We start from the raw sequence: 19476 nt of genomic DNA on the forward strand, positions 1-19476 counted from the left end.
TCATGTCATTTTGTGTCAAGAATTGTTACGACAAGTCCGATAAAATTGACAAGAGCAGCCTCTTCTATTAACATACAAACGCGTAACATATCAAATCAAATATCGGGTAATAACCGCCAAAATGAATCTCAGCGTAAAAAATGTCGCGGAACTTCTGAATGTCTCGGATAAGACCATTTATCGGATGATAAAGGACGAGACAATTCCCTGTTTCAGGGTTGGCGGTCAGTGGAGGTTTGACAGAAGAGAAATCGCTTCCTGGGTTGAGGATACCCGCGAATTTCACTATCATGCTTCGGACAAAAGTGCTCCGTCTGACGGAGAGTTCATCTCGGTCACGGAGATGTTGAGGAGGGGCGGTATTTACTATAATGTTGCCGGCAATGCGAAAGATGCTGCGATCATGTCGTGCCTCCGCAGCATCAAGACGGCGATTCCCCAGATTGACCTGAAAAGACTTTTCGACGCCATTATAGAAAGAGAGAACCTCTGTTCCACGGCAATCGGCAACGGCATAGCCTTCCCCCATCCTCGTCCTTTCAGGGAATTCACCGCTGCGCTGTCCTCTATAGCACTCTGCAGACTTGAGCGCCCGATACCGTTTGGCGCGCTGGACAATGAGAACGTGGACACGCTTTTTTACATTTTCCCAAAGAGCGAAAAGAGGTTTCTGAGGATTCAGGCCAAGCTTTCGAGACTCCTCAAGGACGATCAGGTTATTTCGGCAGTGCAGAGGAATATCCCGGCCGATCAGCTCTATGATATATTTCTTTCAAAAGAGACCGAGATATTCGGTTCAGGAAATGCGGAATGAATATTAATCCTATCGAGCTTGCTGGCGCCGCTGTCATTCTGCTTTTGGGATCAGCCGTTCTGTCGATGTTTCTGGACAGGGTTCAGCGCCTGCTTGTGGCCGTCAGCTTTTCCCTCGCATCGGTGGCATCCCTTTTTGCCCTTGTCGCCGGGGTATGGACAGTCAACGATAACATTACCAATCAGGCGGTCATGGCGATCGGCCTGCCTGACCTGCCGTTTCATCTGCGGCTCGATCCGCTTGCAGGATTTTTTCTCACGATCGTGGGTGCTCTCTCTTTCTTTGTTTCGATCTATTCGCTCGGTTATGTAAAAGGCATCATCGCTCAGCGGCCGGTCACAAGACTGGCTGTTTTTTATGCACTCTTTCTTGCCGGCATGTTCATGGTCATCCTGGCAGATGATGCCCTCTTCTTCCTTATCGCCTGGGAGGTGATGGCTGCAGCCTCATACTTCCTGGTGCTTTTCGAGGACGAACGCATGGAAAACCGGCGTGCTGCATTTCTCTATATTGTCGTTGCCCATGTAGGAGCAATTGCAATACTCCTCTCCTTTGGTGTTATGGCAGGCCTAGTGACGGGATTTGAAGGGTTTCATGGCTATACCTTTGATGCCATGCGGCAGGCAGAGTTTACGCCCGCATGGGCGACTGCTGCATTTCTGCTGGCGTTTTTCGGATTTGCGGCCAAGGCCGGAGTGATCCCGCTGCACGTCTGGCTTCCTGAGGCTCACCCTGTTGCGCCGTCAAATGTATCCGCCCTGATGAGCGGTGTTATGCTCAAGACCGCCATATACGGCATTGTCCGGGTGACCTTCGACCTCATACATTCTTTTCCCTGGTGGTGGGGAGCGCTGGTATTGATGCTGGGTCTGATCTCTGCGGTGATTGGGGTGCTGTTTGCGCTGATGCAGAATGACCTCAAAAGACTCTTAGCCTATTCTTCGGTAGAAAATATCGGGATCGTGCTGATCGGCATCGGTCTTGCCATGATATTTACGTCGTTTCAGCTTCCCCTGCTCGCAGCCCTTGCGCTTACCGCAGGCCTCTATCACGCCCTGAACCATGCCATGTTCAAAGGGCTTCTCTTTATGGGAGCAGGAGGTGTGCTGCATGCCGCACATGAGAGGAACATGGAAAAAATGGGAGGTCTCATCCATATGCTCCCCTGGACATCTGCACTTTTTTTGGTCGGCTGCGTCTCTATCTCAGGCCTGCCGCCCTTTAACGGCTTTGTGTCCGAGTGGCTCACCTTTCAGGCCTTTCTTCTTTCTCCTTCTCTGCCAAGCCCGTTGATGAAACTGCTGATCCCGATGGGTGCTGCGCTCCTTGCACTTACTGCCGCGTTATCCGCTGCCTGCTTTGTGAAGGCTTTTGGTGTTACCTTTCTCGGCCAGTGGCGCGGCCAGCGCGCTCCTCATATCCAGGAGGTGAACTGGCCGATGAAATTGGGAATGATCATGGCTGCGGTCTGCTGCCTTTTCCTGGGCATTCTGCCGACCCTTATAATCGACTGGATGGATACCGTGCCCGGGTATCTTGTTGGCTCGAAGATCAGCACCTCAGCAGGTGCGTTCGGCTGGATGTGGCTGACTCCGGTGGCTCGCGAACGGGCCTCATACTCGGGTCCGATGGTTTTCTTCGTGATACTTGCTGTCATCGTTATCGCCTATCTTCTGCTGCATGTCAGATCAGGTTCTATCAAGAGGGTTCCTCTCTGGGACTGCGGCTTTGAGAAGGTGACGCAGCGTATGCAGTATACCTCGACGTCTTTTGCGATGCCGATACGGAGGATCTTCGACTTTTTCTTCAGCATCAGAGAGCGGGTGAAGCTGGATCCCCAGGCAGCCCATAGGGCATTCCCCGGGAAGCTGTATCATTATCTCCGCATACGGGACCGTTTTTGGGGCTGGCTCTATAAGCCGCTTATTGATGTCAGTTTCTGGATATCGCGCAGGGTTGGCCTGCTGCAACAGGGCCGTATACAGACCTATCTTATCTATTCATTTGTGACTATTATATTTTTGCTGATGGTTACGCGGTAACCATGTACCCCTTTATAACCGAGATGCTCCAGATCCTGATCATTCTGGCCATAGCCCCAGCCTATGTCGGATGGGTCAGAACGCTTAAGTGCTGGCTCCAGGGCCGGACCACTCCTGGACTGCTTCAGCCCTATCGGGACATCATGAAACTCTTTGCAAAGGACGTGATCCTGGCTGAGAATGCTTCCTGGATATTCCGGTTCACCCCGTATATCGTCTTTGGCACGGCAACCCTTGCAGGAGGGATTATCCCGATGCTGTCGATCGATCTGCCTCTTGCTGCGTCTGCTGATGTTATTGTGCTGGTGGCCCTTTTTGCGATTGCCCGGTTCTTTACAGCCTTGGCAGGCATGGATATCGGCACCGCGTTTGGCGGCATGGGCTCAAGCAGAGAGATGACCATAGCTTCTCTGGCTGAGCCTGCCATGCTTATGGCCATATTCACGGTCTCCCTCGCAGCCAGGTCAACTTCGCTTTCGCAGATTGTTCAGGTTGTCTATAATGGCCAGTCTCTGCTACGGCCGTCACTTGCCTTTGCGTTTCTCGCCTTTGTGCTGGTGAGTCTCGCAGAGACCGGCAGGATACCGGTGGATAATCCTTCCACACATCTGGAGCTGACCATGATTCATGAGGCGATGATCCTCGAATATTCAGGCAGGCACCTGGCGCTTCTTGAATGGGCAGGTATGATGAAGCTTATGGTGTTTATGGCTCTTGGGTCGGTACTCTTCTTCCCCTGGGGCATTGATGCGTCAGGCAGTGTACCTGCTTCGGCAATGGCATTGCTCTATCTGCTGCTTAAGCTCGCTGCCTCCGGCGTTGTGCTCGTTCTGATAGAGACCGGTCTGGCAAAGATGAGACTATTCCGCCTGACCGAATTTTTAGGATCCGCATTCCTGATGGCAACCCTGGGCATGTTGTCATTTTTTATTCTGGAGTGAAATGGGGAAGAAGGGATTAGAGATTAGGACATGAACCTGCACCTTGCGGCACAGATTAACAGCTTTCTTGCAGCCCTGGTCCTCCTTACGGCATTCGGTATGCTGGTGCAGAAGAGGGTGTATGGCCTTATTCATCTTTTTGCCTGGCAGGGTTTCTTTCTTTCGCTCAATACCGCTATTGTCGGTTTTGTTGCGGACAAACATCATCTTTATATATCGTCCGTTCTGACCCTCTCTCTGAAGGTCTTCCTGCTTCCCTACATCCTCCATGTGCTTATCCATCGATTGAAGATCCGCAAAGAGGTCGAAACGATCGTGAATATTCCGATGACCATGATGATCGGCATTGCGCTGGTGATATTTTCCTATCATCTGACCGCGCCTGTCAGGGAGCTCTCCAATCTCATTACCCGTTCAACCATTGCGGTTGCCCTTGCAACTGTTATGTTAGGGCTCCTGATGATGATCACCAGGAAGCACGCAGTCACCCAGATCATAGGGTTTCTGGCGCTTGAAAACGGGCTCTTCTTCGCTGCAACAAGCGCAACCTATGGCATGCCCCTTGTTGTTGAGCTCGGCGTTGCCCTTGATGTCCTGATCGCGGCATTCATCTTCGGCATATTCTTCTTCCATATCAACAAGACCTTTGACAGCCTGGATGTTGAACAGATGGCGCGGCTGAAGGAGGGGGATTAGGTGGCCATGAACAGCAGCACAATGCTTCTGATCCTGCTGGGCGTTCCCCTCTGTGCGGCTGCGGTATTGGCCTTTGTCGGTGACAGGAAATTCGCTCCCGAGATCAACATCCTCGGTTCTGCTGCGACGCTTGCGGCTGGTGTCGGTCTTGCGCTTGAGGTATATATGCAGGGCCCTATGCTTGCAGGAGGGAAGTTCTTTTTTGTCGATGCCTTTAATATTTACCTTTCGGTGCTCACCTCGTTTGTCTCGATGACCACTGCCATGTTCAGCAGGGGGTACATGCGGAGAGAGCGGGAGCATGGCCGCGTCGGCCATGTTGGCATGCGGTTTTACCACGCCATGTTCCAGCTTTTCATTTTCGCCATGCTCCTCTGCCTTCTGACCAACAATGTCGGCGTGCTCTGGATAGCCATGGAACTGGCGACCCTTTCAACGGTCCTGCTTGTCTCTCTGTACCGCACACCCACAGCGATCGAAGCTGCCTGGAAATACTTTATCCTCTGCGGCGTCGGCATTGCACAGGCCCTGTTTGGGACCGTGCTGCTCTACTTTGCAGCGGAGAAGGTGCTGGGGGAAGGGGGCGAAGCCCTTCTCTGGACTAACCTGAGCCGGGTGAGCGGCAGCCTTGAACCGACCGTGCTCTCCCTTGCCTTTGTCTTTTTGATGGTGGGGTATGGGACCAAGGTCGGTCTAGTGCCGCTCCATAATTGGCTGCCGGATGCGCATAGCGAAGGACCTACGCCGATATCTGCAGTGCTCTCAGGACTTCTGCTCAATATCGCGCTGTATGCGCTTGTGCGCTGTAAGGTGCTTGTTGACGGATCAACCCATACGCACCAGGCTGGCAACATCATGATGGGTTTTGGCCTTCTTTCTATCCTTGTTGCGGCATTTTCGCTGCTTCGGCAGAAGGATATCAAACGCATGTTCTCCTATTCCTCCATAGAACATATGGGCATAGCGACCTTTGCCTTTGGCCTTGGCGGCCCTATTGCCACCTTTGGCGCACTCCTGCATATGCTCGTGCACAGTCTTGCGAAGTCGGCCATATTCTTTACGGTCGGTCATGCCTCGCAGATGCACCGGACCCAGGAGATGGACAGGATCAGGGGGCTTTTTAAAGGCAATCCCCTTGTCGGCTGGGGTCTTATGATCGGCGTAATGGCAATTGTCGGAATGCCGCCCTTCGGGATCTTTGCGTCCGAATTTCTTATACTGACGGCAACCATGAAGGATGCTCCCTATTTGACACCCTTTCTCCTTCTCGGCCTTGGTGTCACCTTTGCGGCGCTTTTCAGAAAAGTTCAGCCCATGGTCTCAGGAGATGTTCCCTCATATCAAAAGCCGGTTAAGGCAGCGCATCTGCCGGTGCTGCTGCATCTGGCGCTGGTCCTGATCATCGGTATTTACATGCCTGCCTTTTTGAATACATGGTTTCATACTGCGGTGGAGTTATTGAAATAATCATGCTGAAGGAAGCCATTATATCAGTTTTTGGAGAGGACGCACGGTTTGACCAGGGTCAGTATCCTGTTTCTGTTTCAACTTGTGTTGTACGGCGGGACAGATTTGCAGAGGCCGCCAAGGTGATGAAAAAGGCCTATGCGCTTTTGGCTGCAGAATGGGCGGCAGATGAGACCGCCTTTGAGAGGGGTTTTGGCATTTATGCCTGTTACCGGTGGGGGGCTGAATACCTGATTGTGAAGACGGAAGTGCCGTCAGACGATCTCTGGTTTCCGAGTCTTGCAAAAAAGTTCGTTCCTGCCTTCCGTTTCGAGCGGCAGATACAGAGCCTTATGGGTATCACGCCGATAGGGCATCCTGATATGCGGCCATGGATCAAATTCGAGGACTGGCCTGCCGATACCTGGCCCCTGAGGAAGACCTTTGATGCATCAAAACCGATGGCAAGAGTGCCGGGAGAATACGCCTGGGTGAGGGCAGAGGGAGAAGGAGTCTATGAAATACCGGTCGGCCCGGTCCATGCCGGTATCATAGAGCCTGGCCATTTCCGCTTCCAGGCCCTTGGGGAAGATGTGATCAACCTTGAAGCGCGTCTCGGTTATGTGCATAAAGGCATTGAGAAAAAATTCGAGTCTCTTTCCTGGAAAGACGGCGCTTTGCTTGCAGGCAGGGTTTCGGGCGATACCACGGTTGCTCACAGTATTGCATACTGCATGGCGCTTGAGTCCATGGCCGGCTGCAATCCGCCCCAACGTGCCCATTGGCTTCGGGCCCTGTTTCTTGAACGGGAGAGGATTGCAAACCACCTCGGCGATATCGGTGCCATCTGCAATGACGCTGCCTTTGCCTTCATGATCTTTCAGCTGTCACGGTTGCGGGAAATGATCGTCAGCACGAATATGAAGCTTTTTGGCCATCGGTTCATCATGGACCGGGTAATCCCCGGTGGCGTAACCGTGGATATCGATGCCGCCGGCAAGGAAGCGATATTGACTGAAATGGATATCCTCTCAAAAGATTTCGAAAAACTTGTTGTCATTTACGATGAGCATTCGTCCCTTGAAGACAGGGTGAGGGATACGGGGATACTCACCCCGGAGAGAGCACGGGAGCTTTGTGTTGTCGGAATCGTTGCGAGGGCCAGCGGCCTGAACCTTGACTGCCGTATATTCAATCCCTTCCCTCCCTTTGACCAGCACCACTACCTTGAGCTTGATGTGCCGGTGCTTATTTCGGGAGACGTGCATGCACGCGCCTGGGTCAGGATACAGGAGATACGGGAGTCGATCAGGATCATCCGGAAATTTCTCGAAGACATGCCTGAGGGAGAACTTTCAGCTCCGGTGGCGTTGCCGCGTCCTGATATGTCAGGCTTTGCTGCTGTGGAGGGCTGGCGCGGCGAGATCATATACTGGCTTCAGTCCGGACCTCACAGTGAAGTGAACCGCTGCATGGTCAGAGACCCTTCCAGCGTCAACTGGCTTGCTCTTGAACTGGCAGTGTTAGGCAACATTGTGCCTGATTTTCCGCTCTGCAATAAGAGCTTCAATCAATCTTACTCGGGGCATGACCTGTAATGATACGGATACTGCGGCAGATATTTCGGACCGGCATTGTGACCGAACCGCTCCAGCTGGATCTCGATGCTGAGATCCAGGAGGTCGGGACAAGGCTCGAAGAGGCTATCAGGAAAAGATTCAGAAGGAGCCTTTCGATCAGGCAGGTGGATGCCGGTTCCTGCAATGGCTGCGAACTGGAGATCCATGCCATGAACAACCCGATTTATAACTGTGAGCGGTTTGGTATGCACTTTACCGCATCCCCTCGTTTTGCAGACCTTCTGCTTGTTACCGGGCCGGTGACGCAGAATATGGAGATAGCGCTCCGGAGGACCTATGATGCAACGCCCTCGCCAAAGCTGGTCATAGCAGTTGGCGATTGCGGATGCAATGGAGGTATTTTCGGCCAGAGCTATGCTTCCCTGGGAGGTGTTGACAAGGTCCTCCCTGTGGATGCCTATATCCCTGGCTGCCCGCCCACCCCGACTGCACTCCTAAACGGCATATTGAAGGCGATTAGCTGAGATTATCTTGAATTCGATAGATTCAAGAAAGACTTCGGAATCCGGAAAAATAATCACACGGCCTTTTTTTTACTTGCGCCTATTGAGTTTTTTTGGCAAAATGAAGATAATAATCAACCCTCTGCTATATAAAATGTGGAAGAAGGAGGTAGCATTATGAGCAAACATTTAAAAAACATATTGGATGGAATGCGGCAGGCTCTTGTAATAAGCCCGTCCACCGGCTATGAACGACCGACCCGTGAAGGGTTCCATAAGGATAATAGAGCGTTGAAGAATGATTCTAAAAACGTCATCCGTGATCTACGTAGGGTGACGGAGAATCATGGCAAATAAGTCTACAACTGCAAGAGTAAACCGTCATAACGAGCTCACCCTTCAGCAGCATGAGACTGATAGTCCTATTATTCCTATCGCGCATCTTGAAAGACTGCAAGCTTTTAAACCGGAAGCAGTTGACTGGATAATCAGTCAGACTCAGATTGAAGCTGAACACAGAAGGAAAGAAGGTAAAAGAGTAAATTCTTTTGTATTTATTGAACGATTATTAGGGCAAATTTTCGCACTGATAATCGGTCTTGCTGGTATTGGTGTCGGTGGGTATGTCGCACTGAATGGTCAGCCTGCTGCAGGTGGAACTATTGCCAGCCTCGCCATAACGGGTTTAGCTGTCGTTTTTCTTACCGGAAGAAATAAAAAATCTTCGTAGCTTTTTGTGTCCTTTCCCCCATGTTTTCTAAAATAGAAAGGCCGGGATTGCTCCCGGCCTTCTTTGTTAAGGAGGCTTCATCATGGTACCACGCTCCTTAGGCAGTTGACAATATGCCGCAGCTCGTGGTAATTTTTGAGCTAACAGAGTAACATATTGCGGCCCCAATACTGCCTTATATTTGGGACCCAAAGATAAAGCCCGAGCCCTCGTAAAGTTTGGGCTTTTTCTTTGTGCTGAATTATCGTATCCTAAGATGTGATATGAGTCAAGGTAACAGTATAATACCTGTGAGTAATTCGTAAGAATCATCATGAGTAGTTTTACTAATGTTATCGACAACCTGATCACCACGCTTGAAAACGATGCCGCGCTTGCTGTATTCCGGATAAATGGCGAAAGAGCCTCTCCGTAAAAAAGGTTTTCAAGCCCAGTGCCGAGATAAACTTGTATGACCTGCTTCTTATTCTCATCACTATGCCCAACCTCAAGAAAGCCTTTCAATCCGGTGCCAGAGACGCCCACACTGTTCCCGTCTGTATTGCGGCTTCCATAAGCCGGACAGACGCAAAGCCTTGAACGAATTCGTAGAATTTGAAGAACTGATCGACGACGCGCTTGTAATATCAGAACCGGAAACGCCGGGAGCAGTGAATATACAACCCCTTGAATCGGCAAATGGGTGGACATCCTATCGTTCCTCATGTCAGCAGTGGGCGACTGTGGCTGTGACGGAGGTGCTTTCGATCAGAACTATGCTTCATTGGGAGGGATCGATCAAGTCATCCCTGTGGATGCCTGTATCCCCGGCTGTTCAGCCACCCCGACCGCACTCCTGACTGGGATATTGAAGGCAATCAGCTGAGTAAGTGAAAGTCGATTTCAGTATTGATAACGAAGCAAAACGGAAATGGGAGCTATGAAATCAGCCGATCCACTCCATTGTATGCTGCATAGTGTCAAAAAAATTCTTAGATGAAGATGGATAAGAGGCAATAAATTCCGTTACTTCATCGAGCAGGAGGAACTTGGCAATCCGCTCTGATGCGTTACCGTCGCCAAAAAGTGAGTACTTTCCAGTGGTAGATTGGGACAAGTAATTGGCTTGATAAAACCGTGCAAATTCTTTAATGATGTTTTCCTGATTGGCGCCTGTAAGCACCCCATAGTTAGTCTCAATGATCTCTGGCCTCTCGGTAGTGTCTCTCAGAATGAGCAATGGCTTCCCGAACAAAGGGGCTTCTTCCTGAATGCCGCCGGAGTCCGTTAAAAGAATTCTGACTCTTTTCATAAGATATAACATGGTTTGATAAGAAAGGGGGTTGGTCAGAATAATGTTGCTATAATCATTGCCGATTTCCTCAAACACAATATCCCTCACCTCTGGATTTAAATGCACCGGCCAGATAAACGTCATATTCTTATAATGCTGAGAGAGATGCATAATCGCACGACAAATTTGCCTTAACGGTTCACCGATATTTTCCCTTCTATGAACAGTGATTAATGCAAAGCCATCCTTGCTTTCCAGTTGTTCTTTATGAAGACGGCACTTCAACAGTTCCTGCAGAACTTCATTTTCATCAATAAGACGTTCTGCCAGTGCAACCGCATCAACAACAGTATTGCCAGTAATCAAAATCCTGTTACGTCTGAAACCTTCTGCCAGAAGATTCGCGCATGCTGTTTGAGTTGGCGCAAAATGCATCTCTGCAAAACAACTGACACCGCGTCTGATACCTTCCTCTGGAAAAGGGGAGAACATATTGTGAGTCCTCAACCCAGCTTCAATATGGAAGACAGGTTTTTTAGTTAAAAAACCGACAAATGCCACCGCATATGTCGTGAGTGTGTCCCCTTGCACCATAATTAGATCAGGAGCTTCTTTTTCAATAATCAGCCTTGCTTTATTTACAATGCATTCATAAAGATGAGGCAAATCAGGTATACCGGTCATGCAGTCAAAACTGAAGTCTGGCCTTATCCGAAAAAAGTCTAATACCTGTTGAACAAGTTCCATGTGTTGCCCGGTAGACATTATCCTAAGCACATGATTATCTTTCAGAGCATAGATGACAGGTGCAAGCTTGATCAGTTCAGGGCGCGTGCCGTAGACAATAAGTATCTTCATAATGACAAAACCTGTGCGATATTGATATTGTTCAGCATGTAACATTATGATATATTTCAACTAATTAATCCTGAATGTTTTTAATTATTGGTTGTTGTAAATATGGTGGGGGTAAGATGACCGAACCAAAAAAAATATGTGTTGTTGGAGATGTAACGAGGGATATCAATATCTATCATAAGCGCGGATTCAACCCGGGGATGAAAACATGGAACTGGGATCCCATAGAAGATGTTAAGGAAAGCTATGGTGGTGCCGCTTTTCTTCGTGAACTATTAAATGAAGTAAGCCCAAATATTGCAGAGAACCTGACTACTGACACTCAAAGCATGTCAACGTCTTATTCACTTTGGGTGCCCTATCCCAGTAAATCCTCAAAAAAGAAAGACACCAAGCAGGTTTGGCGAATGAAGGAGTTTTTTGGGCAGTGGGAACATAAACAAAACAGCTATAGTGCCCAAGGTTCAAAGCCGAATAGCAATCACAGCACTATGATTAATCCGAAACGTCTCCTTGTAATAGATGACGGGAGTATAACATTTCGAAATAGTGGATTTACACTTCCAGATAAGTTTTCGAAGCAAATTTTATTTAAAACGGTTTCACCATTTAAAGAAAATCGTCTTTTCAGCATCTTAGAGAAACATGCAACGCGGACGATAATCATTGTCCCTGCTGATCACTTGCGCAGAGCGAATGTCCAGATTAGCAGATCACTCTGCTGGGAAGATACTGTGCGGGATATCGTAAATTTGCTGACCAAGAATAGAGTGTCATCTTTTTTTGCTAAATGTAAGGCAGTTGTCGTAACGTTTGAAACTGCTGGTGCATTGATCTATTCGAATAAATGCATAAAATTGATTATTGACCCAGAACATATAGAAGGAACATGGGTGATACAATATCCAGGCAAAGTAATTTCCTATGCTTCTTGTTTTACAGTAGCAATTGCTACCTTGTTAACAAGTAGCTCTGGCAATAATTTTCATAATAACCTTGAATGTGGAGTAAGGGTTGGTATAGCTGCAGCCCGAAAACTGCACGAGATTGGCCATGGAGAAGTCAGACAAGCTGTCGATAATAAGCACCCACAATTCCCTATGAGTGAAGTTGCCGACCATATGAAGCTTTGCATGAAGGATTATAATGCCCGCACACTGGAAGAGAGAAAAAAGGTTTCTTTCCTTGCAGACATGGAAATTAATAATCCAATGGGCAATAAATGGAGCATTAAATCTCAAATATATAATAAAAAAAAGGAAATGATTATTGCTCGCAACATTGTTAAATTCGGGGTTAAGGCTGCAATACCCCGTTTGCCGCTTGGACAATTTGGGAAGATTATAGCACTTGATCCACAGGAGATTTCTCAATTCAGAGCTCTAAGAAAGCTCTTTATTGAGTACATAGATCAGGATGATCGGGAGTCGCCTCTTTCAATTGCTGTCTTCGGGCCGCCTGGTTCTGGAAAATCATTCGCAGTTAAAGAGATTGCAGCCTCTGCTGATCCCGATGGGAAAATTGAACATTTGCCAGCGTTCAATCTGTCCCAACTCAATAAACCTGAGGAGATGTTTCAAGCTCTTCATCTTGTTCGGGACTCAGCCTTAAAGGGAAAGATTCCTCTCGTGTTTTGGGATGAGTTTGATACCTCTCTCGGTGGCAAGAATGAGCTTGGTTGGCTTAGATATTTTCTTGCTCCTATGCAGGATGGCCAATTCCAACAGGGAGAAACGACGCATTCAATCGGAAGGGCTATTTTTGTTTTTGCAGGAGGGACAAAAGATAATTATTTGAAGTTCAGTAAGAATAAAAAAACTCAGAACGCAAAGGATTCAAAAGTCCCTGATTTTTTGAGCAGATTACGGGGCAAAATAGATATATTTGGGGTAGGTAACGGGCCCAATTCACCAAATGGCTTCTATCTCTTACGCCGGGCTATACTTCTGAGAGCGCTTTTAGAAAAGAAGGCTGCTGATCTATTCGATGAACTACTTCTTGATGATAAAGAATGGAATGCAGACTGGATGGGAAAATGGGAGTTAAACAAAATTGTCGATCGGGATATGATCTGTCACCGTTTGGGCGATTTTGAGGGACCAACGCTCAAAACAATTAATATTGAAGTTGGTATAGTCGATGCCTTCTTATCAGCCCCCAAATTCGAGTATGGAGCCCGTTCAATGGAAGCTATTATTGAGATGAGTCAGCTCGCGGGTCGAAGAGGCTTCGAGCGCTCCTCACTGCCATCTAAAGAGCAATTGAGTCTCCATGTTGACGCTGACGCATTCATTGATGCGCTTAATTCCTGACTCATAATCAATGAAAACATCGGAGTTTGTATCAGTTCAGCGAAACATCCATTGGCATCATCTGATAGCAGATGGCAGTCCAAGTTCAAACTATTTAGCTGAGCTTCTTGCTGATTATGAACGTAATATTCATCTTTTCTTTGATAGCAAGACGGGTGCTATTTGTGAAGCAGGCCGCGACGACGGTACTCCAGCCTTTCTCTATTCTGAATTAACCGGCCTTGCCATTCCAGACATGCTCGATCTTTTTGCACTCACAGGAAATCGTTCATATCTGTCAGCCTCTGAGCGAGCCGCAACGTGGCTCATTCAGCATTCTTTTTGTCAAGGATGGTTCAGGACGCGGTATTATTTCGAGGTGGATAAAGACCCTTCCCTTTCGCTTTATTCTTTCTTCGGAGGCAAATTCTTCAGCTTTGATAATGCCGTCTGTCTTATGGGAATAACAGCACTGTATGAGATTAATCAATCAGAAGAGCTTTATAACGTCGGTGCCCAAGTGGCTGAAGGACTTGTAAATCTTGTTCGTGAGGATGGTTCTGTTCCGGCTGTTTTTATGTCAGATGGTCAGGAGATCAAACTGGCTAATCCCCGGTGGTCACAACAGAGCGGTTGTGTTCATGCAAAAATCGCAGAGGCATTGGCAGAATGGATGAGGGTTACTGAAAACTATTGCTATGAGCTCATCTGTCGTCGTATTTGTACCTTTGCACTGGAATTTCAGCAGATGGATGGGCGGTTTATCACTGATAGAATTGCCGGCACTACTCAACTTCACCCTCATTGTTATGCCGCAGAGGGGCTTCTGCGCACTGGTCAAATATTAAGAGAACCAAAATATGAAGAGGCGGCGCTGAAGGCTACTTTGTGGGCTCTTCAGCATTCAAATAACGGCAGAATTTCGCAAGAATTCATTAACAATACCCCCCGATTAACTGCATGCCGTAATGATGCTCTTGCCCAAATACTTATCTTGGCTGCTCGGTTGACGAGCATGGGACGTTTGCCTATTGATGCGTGGGCTACTGTTACTGAAGTGGCTGAAGCACTTCTGATAAGTAAAGATTCAGAACAAGGATTCTTTAAGTATGGAGAATACGAAGACGGTACCGTATCAACTACCTTAAGTTATTGGACCAACGCTTTTGCCTTTCGGGCTCTGCGTCAATATGCCGCAGCTTGGCTTGCCCGCAACAGCATTGTCGTTATCCTTGCCGGTGGAGCAGGAAGAAGGGCTTGGCCAATTGCTGGAAGTAACCGACCAAAGGCCATAGTTAGAGGATTTCTCAGAGAAGGGAGTCTGCTCGAATCAACAGTGAACCGTTTCATCGATAGCGGCTGCGCTCAGCCTGAATCCATCATAGTGGTGACCTCGCAGACCGGATTGAAGATAGCTAATAAACAGCTAATTTCCTTTGGCGTAAAAAGTGAAAGCACATTGGCAGAGCCCGCACCAGAAGGGCCTGTGGCGGCATTAAAATGCGCTGACCAACAGATTGAGCAAAGCAAACGCTCATTCCTTATAGTGTCGATGGCCGATGACCTGATTGAACCAGTTTCTACTTTTGGTGATGCTTTGGTTCGCGGGGCGTTAACTGCCTTGCATTATCCTTCGACAATTATTACGCTTGGAGTAAAAACTGCAGGTTGGAATGAGCATTTCGGACATTCTTTTTATGGTGATTCCCTGAGTCCCGGTGTTCACAAGATTGAGGAGTTTATCGAGAAACCTGCTAAAGATGAATTCTGCTCTCGAAAAGACCTGCCGCATGCATGGGAGAGTGGTTGCGTTATATCTCGGACGGAAACTATTACAAATATCCTCATTCGGGGCACTACGAAGCAAAAAGATATTGCAAGGTCAATACTTGAACCTGCAGAGTTATCGCGGGCAGTATCTTTGTACTCGTCTGCTGTTAGCTTTGCGGATTTCGGAGCTTTGGGTGACTATATTCTCGATTTTTTCAAGGACACTTTCTTTGATCAGTCTGGGAACCGATGCTTTAGCGATGCCCCGGGTCGAATAGTGCTAGAAAGCGCTGAACGAAACGTAGTGCTTTCAGACCGCCTCCCAGTCAACGTCGTCGGAGTGAGCGATCACCTTATTATTGACAGCAGTGAATGTAACACTGCTTTGGTTTTGCCGTTGTCGGAGCATTCTCGTTGGACAGATTTATTTAAGAAATTGAGCAGAAGTTGTGAATTGCAGCCATATCTGCAGGGCGGTATCTCAGCAACGTCTGCCCTTCCTCTATGTCTGAATCTTGAATCTATGGGCGAATGTCGAGTTCAATCTCTGATGGGGTTCGTTGTGACTTTCCGTTGTGCAAATGTAAGCGTGGAACGTAACGCCTCAGGCCTGACAGTAGCACAGTTCTGTTAAACGGTATATTTGAAGATGATAAGCTGATGTTTATAAATTTAGACTTGCAATTCCTATTGACTTCACCGGCTATTTTTCGTACTTTATATCACAGCTTTCCGATAAATGAATCTTAAGATATTGTATGCAGCAGGCGCAGTTATTTATAAATACAAGGGGGGTCTTATGAAAAAAGTCATCTTTTCTGTCCAGTATGCAGTTCCCGTGATGCTCTTGTTCGTGCTTGTTCTTGCCGGTTCTGCCATGGGGGCGGGTTTTGCCCTGATCGAACAGAGTGTTTCCGGTCTCGGCAATGCGTTTGCCGGGGGATCGGCAGGTGCAGAGGATGCCTCAACGATCTTTTTCAATCCTGCAGGGCTGACCAGACTGTCTGGCACCCAGACTGTTGGCGGTGCCCACCTGGTTATGCCGTCGGCAAAGTTTCAAAATGAAGGATCTACGCATGCACTTCAGGGCATTACCGGCGTCCCTCTCCGCGGCGATAACGGCGGAGAAGGCGGTGTCAACGGCGTTGTACCCAACCTTTATTTCAGCACGAAGGTCAATAATAAGCTCTGGCTTGGCCTCGGTATCAACGCTCCCTTCGGTCTTTCAACTGACTATGACAATAACTGGGTCGGACGTTATCACGCCATCACTTCCGAGGTGATGACGCTTAATATCAACCCTTCCTTTGCCCTGAAAGTAAGCGACAGGCTCAGTGTTGGCGCAGGGTTCAATGCCCAGTATCTGAAGGCAAAGCTGAGCAATGCCATAGATTACGGCACCCTCTGCTTCAGCCTGGCAGGGCCGTCAGTATGTGCGCCTCAGGGTTTGATGCCCCAGGCCGCTGACGGGACTGTCGAGTTGAAAGGTGACAGCTGGGGCTTTGGATACAACCTCGGACTGTTGTATGAATTCAGCCCTGCAACGAGAATGGGCATTGCATACCGCTCTCATGTCCATCACAAGGTCGAAGGGGATGCAGATTTTTCGAACACCCCGGCTTTTATTGTCGGCGCGACAAGAGGCTGGTTTACCGATACTGATGTGAATGCTTCGGTAGATCTTCCTGCTTCTGCATCGATCAGCCTTGTTCATCAGATCAATCCGCAGTGGGAGATTATGGCTGATGTCACCTGGACGCAGTGGAGTATATTTGATGAATTGCGGTTCAAATTTGAGAGCGGCCAGCCTGATGGAGTTACAACCGAGAAGTGGAGGGACAATTACCGGTATTCAGGAGGTATTACCTACAAACCGGGAAACTGGAAATTCAGGGCCGGTATTGCCTATGACACAACCCCTGTGCGTGGCGCCGAGTACCGCACACCGCGTATTCCGGATGGAAACCGCCTTTGGCTTGCAGGAGGCCTGGGGTATAAGATTTCTGACCGTATCCAGGTGGATCTGGGATATGCCCATCTGTTTGTTGATGACCCTGAGATCCGCAAATCGGTTACAACCGCTGAGGATACTCTGCGCGGGGGTCTCAGGGGAACGTATGATGCCAGTGTGGATATCATCAGCGCCCAGCTACGGTTCGCCTTTTAGCCGGCTGATATGCGCATTATTTATTTCAAGTGCACCCTGCGGTCTCTGCCGCAGGGTGTTTTTTTTGAAGCATTCCTGGGGGTACGGTAATGCTTCTTCATCACCATTTTGTCAAAATGGCAAAACAGCAGGGGAACAAGTTGGCGTTTATCGACCGGTCTGCTGACAGGAAGATCAGCTACGCAAAGGCGCTTATTGTCTCTCTTATCCTTGCGGATAAACTGAAGACGTATGACAAGGGTTTCCTTGGTATTATGCTGCCGACCTCTGCCGGCTGTTCCCTTGCAATACTGGGCGCCATGATGAGCGGAAGGACTCCGGTCATGATCAACTATTCGACCGGTGCTGAAAAAAATGTCAGGTATGCCCAGAAAAAATGTGACTTCAAAACCGTGATAACGTCCAGGGCGCTTATCGAAAAGATAGGCTGCCCTGAGGTTGAGGGTATGGTGTTTCTCGAAGACATTATGCAGGGCATTTCGATGGCTGAAAAGCTGAAGGCAGCGGTCAAGGCCAAACTGCCTGCAGCCCTGATCACCGGTACGCTGATACACCGTGGCGACGAAAACGATACTATTGTAATTCTTTTTACGAGCGGCAGCGAAAAGGACCCCAAGGCTGTTCAGCTTACCCACAGGAGTATTGCCTCGAATATTGCCAGTTTCAGCCGCGTCTATACGCTGTCTGACAGGGATTGCATGTTTGCGAACCTCCCGTTTTTCCATGTTTTTGGACTGACCGTCAACTTCTGGACTCCGCTGTACCACGGCATGTCCATGGTCACCTATGCGAACCCGCTTGATTACAGTGCAGTATGTGACGTCATACGGCAGGAAAAACCGACGATGATGGTTGGAACGCCCAGTTTCTTCTGGGGATATCTCAGAAAGTCTGCCCCCGGTGATTTTGCAAGTTTGAAGTATATGGTGAGCGGAGCAGATAAGTGCCCTGATGCGCTCAGAGATGCCTTCCTTTCGAAACAGGGGATAATCCTGTATGAAGGATACGGTGCAACCGAAACATCCCCTGTCATCTCGGTAAATTGTCCTGCTGCAAACAGGCCTGGCAGTGTCGGCTTGCCCCTGCCGGACGTCAGGGTAAGAATCGAAAATTACGAGACCGGAGAAAACTGTGGTGTCAGAGAGGTCGGCCGGATCATGGTAGCGGGTGATCTGGTGATGAAGGGGTACCTCGACGATTTTGAGGAGACGTCAATGCGTATACGTCATGGCTGGTATGACACCGGTGATATGGGATATCTCGACGAAGACGGCTATCTCTGGCATGCGGGCAGGCTTAAGCGGTTTGTCAAGATCGGCGGGGAGATGGTTTCTCTTGTCAAGACCGAAACCGTTTTGGAAAGTCTTCTGCCTGAGGAGGCGCACTGCTGCATCGTAGATGTGCCTGACGCGTACAAGGGCGCCAGGATTATTGCCGCCGTTACGGAACAGATAGACGAAAAAGCTGTCATAAAGAAGATGGCAGAGGAACTTCCCAATATCGCGCTGCCGAAGCAGTTTATCGTGATCAGAGAACTGCCCAAAATGGGAAGCGGGAAAATAGATTTCAGAACTGCAGCGGCCATGGTAATTGAAATGCTGCATGCGAAAAATATCTGACGGGAATCCGGGGTCCTAACCCCCTCCACTGATAAAATTGGAAAGGTCCCGCATATCCCCGTCTGTTAAGCTGCGGAATGTTACGCCGTAGAAGACCGAACTGCCGGTCGGCGTCGATGTCCTTCTTACGACCTCAGACCGAAGCGCAAACCTGCTGCGATTTTTAGGGTTCACAAAGCTGAGCAGAAGCTTTTCTCCAAGAGGGAAATCGGAGACACACTCAAAGGCCATGCCGCTTTCACTGAAATCCATGGATATTCCGGAATAGCGAAGATTGCTCCCGTCCTGCTGAATGCTGACCAGAATGCGGAATACGCGGCGTGGTGATCTCAGGAGGAACCTGGACAGGGCATTCTGGAACTTAAGTTTTTCGACCGGGATGGAAAAGCATTCCTGCAGATCAAGGTTTCTGCATTCTGCCACGGTTATGGCCGAGTTAAAGGGAAGGATCAGAATCTTCGGGATCTTCACAAACGCCGGGTTGTTTTTGAGTTCGGCAATGTCCTGCCTGATATCCTGAAAACTGTTATTACAGAAAAGGATGATGAGGGCAGGCAGGTCCGGAGACGTGAGGGCCTCTGAGACGCCCTGAAAGGACAGATAATCGAGCTTATCTTCTTTTAGATAGTGTTTTACAGTATTAAAGACATCCGCTGATCGTTCTATTACAAATACTTTCTTCATGGTGGCGCATATTTTAGCATGGTGCTGTCATGTTTTTGTTGTCTTCCGCTTAAATTATCTTC

Annotated in this window: 15 protein-coding genes; 13 read left to right on the plus strand and 2 right to left on the minus strand. The window is 48.7% G+C overall.

Going from position 1 to position 19476, the window contains the following annotated elements; all coding sequences use genetic code 11:
• The first annotated feature begins 121 nt into the window (after window positions 1-121).
• The 9 genes from HZB31_01630 (at window position 122) to HZB31_01670 (ending at window position 9617) form a co-directional block, all read left to right on the plus strand.
• The gene (locus HZB31_01630; GenBank protein ID MBI5846650.1) at window positions 122-814 is read left to right on the plus strand and encodes a PTS sugar transporter subunit IIA; all 693 of its coding nucleotides are present in this window, start codon (window positions 122-124) and stop codon (window positions 812-814) included.
• On the plus strand, window positions 811-2856 hold the full coding sequence (gene hyfB / locus HZB31_01635) for a hydrogenase 4 subunit B (GenBank protein ID MBI5846651.1): 2046 nt from the start codon (window positions 811-813) through the stop codon (window positions 2854-2856). The genes HZB31_01630 and hyfB overlap by 4 nt, the downstream gene beginning before the upstream one ends.
• 2 nt (window positions 2857-2858) lie before the next feature.
• Window positions 2859-3797, plus strand: a complete 939-nt coding sequence (locus HZB31_01640) for an NADH-quinone oxidoreductase subunit H (GenBank protein MBI5846652.1) — start codon at window positions 2859-2861, stop codon at window positions 3795-3797.
• Between the two features lie 30 nt (window positions 3798-3827).
• Window positions 3828-4493, plus strand: coding sequence for a formate hydrogenlyase (locus HZB31_01645; protein MBI5846653.1), 666 nt, complete (start codon window positions 3828-3830; stop codon window positions 4491-4493).
• 6 nt (window positions 4494-4499) lie between these two features.
• On the plus strand, window positions 4500-5960 hold the full coding sequence (locus HZB31_01650) for a hydrogenase 4 subunit F (GenBank protein MBI5846654.1): 1461 nt from the start codon (window positions 4500-4502) through the stop codon (window positions 5958-5960).
• A gap of 2 nt (window positions 5961-5962) precedes the next feature.
• On the plus strand, window positions 5963-7537 hold the full coding sequence (locus tag HZB31_01655; GenBank protein MBI5846655.1) for an NADH-quinone oxidoreductase subunit C: 1575 nt from the start codon (window positions 5963-5965) through the stop codon (window positions 7535-7537).
• Window positions 7537-8043, plus strand: a complete 507-nt coding sequence (locus tag HZB31_01660) for an NADH-quinone oxidoreductase subunit B family protein (protein MBI5846656.1) — start codon at window positions 7537-7539, stop codon at window positions 8041-8043. The genes HZB31_01655 and HZB31_01660 overlap by 1 nt, the downstream gene beginning before the upstream one ends.
• 325 nt (window positions 8044-8368) lie before the next feature.
• Entirely contained in the window at window positions 8369-8752 is a 384-nt protein-coding gene (locus HZB31_01665) for a hypothetical protein (protein MBI5846657.1), read from the plus strand.
• Window positions 8753-9455: 703 nt separating this feature from the next.
• On the plus strand, window positions 9456-9617 hold the full coding sequence (locus HZB31_01670) for a hypothetical protein (GenBank protein MBI5846658.1): 162 nt from the start codon (window positions 9456-9458) through the stop codon (window positions 9615-9617).
• 60 nt (window positions 9618-9677) lie between these two features.
• On the opposite strand, the gene wecB is transcribed toward HZB31_01670, so the two are convergent.
• Window positions 9678-10943: a UDP-N-acetylglucosamine 2-epimerase (non-hydrolyzing) gene (gene wecB, locus HZB31_01675; GenBank protein ID MBI5846659.1), complete on the minus strand. Its 1266-nt coding sequence runs from the start codon at window positions 10941-10943 to the stop codon at window positions 9678-9680.
• A 56-nt stretch (window positions 10944-10999) separates the two neighbouring features.
• On the opposite strand from wecB, the gene HZB31_01680 reads away from it, so the two are divergent.
• The 4 genes from HZB31_01680 to HZB31_01695 all read left to right on the plus strand — a co-directional run bounded on the left by HZB31_01680 (window position 11000) and on the right by HZB31_01695 (window position 18730).
• Entirely contained in the window at window positions 11000-13195 is a 2196-nt protein-coding gene (locus HZB31_01680) for an ATP-binding protein (protein MBI5846660.1), read from the plus strand.
• 10 nt (window positions 13196-13205) lie between these two features.
• The gene (locus tag HZB31_01685) at window positions 13206-15578 is read left to right on the plus strand and encodes a hypothetical protein (GenBank protein MBI5846661.1); all 2373 of its coding nucleotides are present in this window, start codon (window positions 13206-13208) and stop codon (window positions 15576-15578) included.
• 165 nt (window positions 15579-15743) lie between these two features.
• Complete coding sequence (locus HZB31_01690) at window positions 15744-17111, plus strand: outer membrane protein transport protein (GenBank protein ID MBI5846662.1); 1368 nt, start codon at window positions 15744-15746, stop codon at window positions 17109-17111.
• Window positions 17112-17200: 89 nt separating this feature from the next.
• Complete coding sequence (locus HZB31_01695) at window positions 17201-18730, plus strand: AMP-binding protein (protein MBI5846663.1); 1530 nt, start codon at window positions 17201-17203, stop codon at window positions 18728-18730.
• A gap of 15 nt (window positions 18731-18745) precedes the next feature.
• Here the strand turns inward: HZB31_01695 and HZB31_01700 are convergent, their stop codons facing one another.
• Window positions 18746-19414: a PilZ domain-containing protein gene (locus tag HZB31_01700; GenBank protein ID MBI5846664.1), complete on the minus strand. Its 669-nt coding sequence runs from the start codon at window positions 19412-19414 to the stop codon at window positions 18746-18748.
• Window positions 19415-19476: the final 62 nt, after the last annotated feature.

This window comes from Nitrospirota bacterium, from assembly GCA_016235245.1.
Classification (GTDB): Bacteria; Nitrospirota; Thermodesulfovibrionia; order Thermodesulfovibrionales; family UBA6898; genus UBA6898.